This is a genomic window from Streptomyces sp., from assembly GCF_031178505.1.
GTDB lineage: Bacteria > Actinomycetota > Actinomycetes > Streptomycetales > Streptomycetaceae > Streptomyces > Streptomyces gulbargensis.
In genome coordinates this window covers 1-2,012 of record NZ_JAPSIW010000981.1, presented here as the reverse complement: position 1 = coordinate 2,012, position 2,012 = coordinate 1, and the positions used below count along the sequence as shown (strand labels likewise).

The following is a 2,012-nucleotide window of genomic DNA, read 5'->3' as shown; positions in this document are numbered from 1 at the left end:
GGATCGGTGGAGACACAGGGCGCCTTGGCGTCCACGTACGAGGTCATGACCTGGCCCGTGCCGCCGAAGACCTTGTTGAACGCGTTCGCGTCGATCGCCTGTGCCACCGCCCTGCGGATCTCCGGGTCGGCGCCCGGGTGGCCCTCGCGCTGGTTGAAGGCGACGAAGTTGCGGATGAGGGGAGCCGCCTCGATCGTGAAGCCGCCCTTGCCGAAGCGGGCCGCGTCGGGTCCGGTGAACGCCCCGAAGTCGACGGCCCCCGTCCGGAGCTGGTTGGCGAGAGTCGACTCGTTCCTCACGACCGACACCCTCAGGGTGCCTGCCGGCCTGCCCGCGGGCATCGACGCGTACGGGGGCCAGGCGTCGTAGCCCTTGCGCAGCTTCAGCTCGTACGCCGATCCGCGCTCGGCCCGCACCAGCTCGTACGGACCGGTCCCCGCACCCGCCACGGCGCCTCTGCCGAGCCGGTCCCCGGCGGCGAGGCCAGGAGAGCAGACGACGCCGGTGGTGCTGTTGGCCAGACCCGGAAGGAGTTCGCCCCAGGGAGCGGCCAGTTCGATGCCGACGGTGCCGGCCTCGTCGTCGGCGGTGATCGTGGTCCCGGCGCCGGTGTTGCCCGGACCGAAGGTCATCGCGGCGCCGGCCGAGGTCGTCCGGTAGCGGGTGAGCGAGGCGGCGACCTGCGACGCGGTCAGCGGCTTGCCGTCCGAGCAGGTCACCCCCTTCCTCAGGGTGAACGTCACGCCGGTCGGGGACTGCTTCCACGTCCGGGCGAGCCGGGGGACGACGGCACCGCCGTCGTCCTGGCCGACCAGCGTCTCGTACATCAGGCGCCCCACGACGTAGTCGCTCGCCGCCTGTTGCCCGATCGGATCGAAAGTCGTCACGTCCGACGTGAGAGCGAGCCTGACGGTCCCCCCGCCCTGGGCGCCGCCCGTGCCGCCGCCTTCCGCGGAGGAACTGGATCCGGTCGTACAGGCGGAGGTCAGGAGCGAGGCGGCGGCGACCGCGAGGGCGCCGCTGAGGAACCGGGGACGGTGCATGACGTAACTCCGGGAAAGGAGGAGGCGGTGTGAGGTGGGCTACAGGATCAGCCCCCTTCCGGCGACACCCCGGAATTGCAAGAATCCGTGTCCGGAGGTGGAGCTGATGCGGGAATGCGCCACGAGCGCGCCTCGGGCGACGAGCGCGACCGCCCTCGGTTCGACACTGGATGAACTCGACCTGGAGCTCATCACCGCCCTCCAGGTGGCGCCCCGCGCTCCCTGGGCCCAGCTCGCCGGGCCTCTCGGCGTGGACGCGGCGACCCTCTCGCGGCGCTGGGCCAGACTCCGGGACTCCGGGACGGCGTGGGTCACCTGTTACACCGGCGCGTCCCAGGTGGCGTACGGGGCCCTGGCGTTGATCGAAGTCAACTGCCTGCCGCAGGACCGCGAGGCCCTCGCCGCCGAGTGCGCCCGGCACCCGCAGGCGCTCAGCGTGGAGATGGTGGCAGGCTCCAGCGACCTGCTGCTGACCGTCGCCACCCGTCACAGGGTCGCGATGACCGAATACGTCCTCGCCCTCGGCAGGATTCCCGGCGTGACGGGCACCCGCACCCACCTCGTGCAGCACCTGCACCGCGAGGCCAGTCAGTGGCGGTTCGACTCGCTCTCCCGGGACCAGCAGCGTGGCCTGCCCGCCTCCGGGGCCGGACCTCGACCCGATCCCGGTCCCGTCACCGCGGAGGAACGCCGTCTGATCCTCGCCCTCGCTCCCGACGGGCGCCGCTCCCTCGTCTCGCTCGCCGCCGAGCTCGGTCGGCCCGAGGCGACGGTGCGGCGCCTGCTGGCCGGGGTCCTGAGCAGCGGCAAGGCGGTACTGCGCTGCGAAGCCGCGCAGCCGCACACCGGCTGGCACACCAGCTTCACGGTGTGGATGAGTGTTCCGCCCGCCGCACTCGCCGGAGCCGCCGAGGAACTGGCGGCCCTGCGCGACACCCGCCTGTCCGCGTCCACGGCCACCGAGGCCAA

At 72.6% G+C, this 2,012-nt stretch carries 2 protein-coding genes; one reads left to right on the top strand and one right to left on the bottom strand.

Features of this window, described 5'->3' with window-relative positions; genetic code table 11:
* A partial coding sequence (locus tag RIF68_RS35330) for an ABC transporter substrate-binding protein (RefSeq protein WP_309055674.1) occupies positions 1-1,043 on the bottom strand: 1,043 nt, incomplete at its 3' end.
* A 106-nt stretch (positions 1,044-1,149) separates the two neighbouring features.
* Between RIF68_RS35330 and RIF68_RS35325 the strand changes: the two genes are divergently transcribed.
* Positions 1,150-2,012: Lrp/AsnC family transcriptional regulator (locus tag RIF68_RS35325; protein WP_309055672.1), on the top strand; the 863-nt coding region annotated here is incomplete at its 3' end.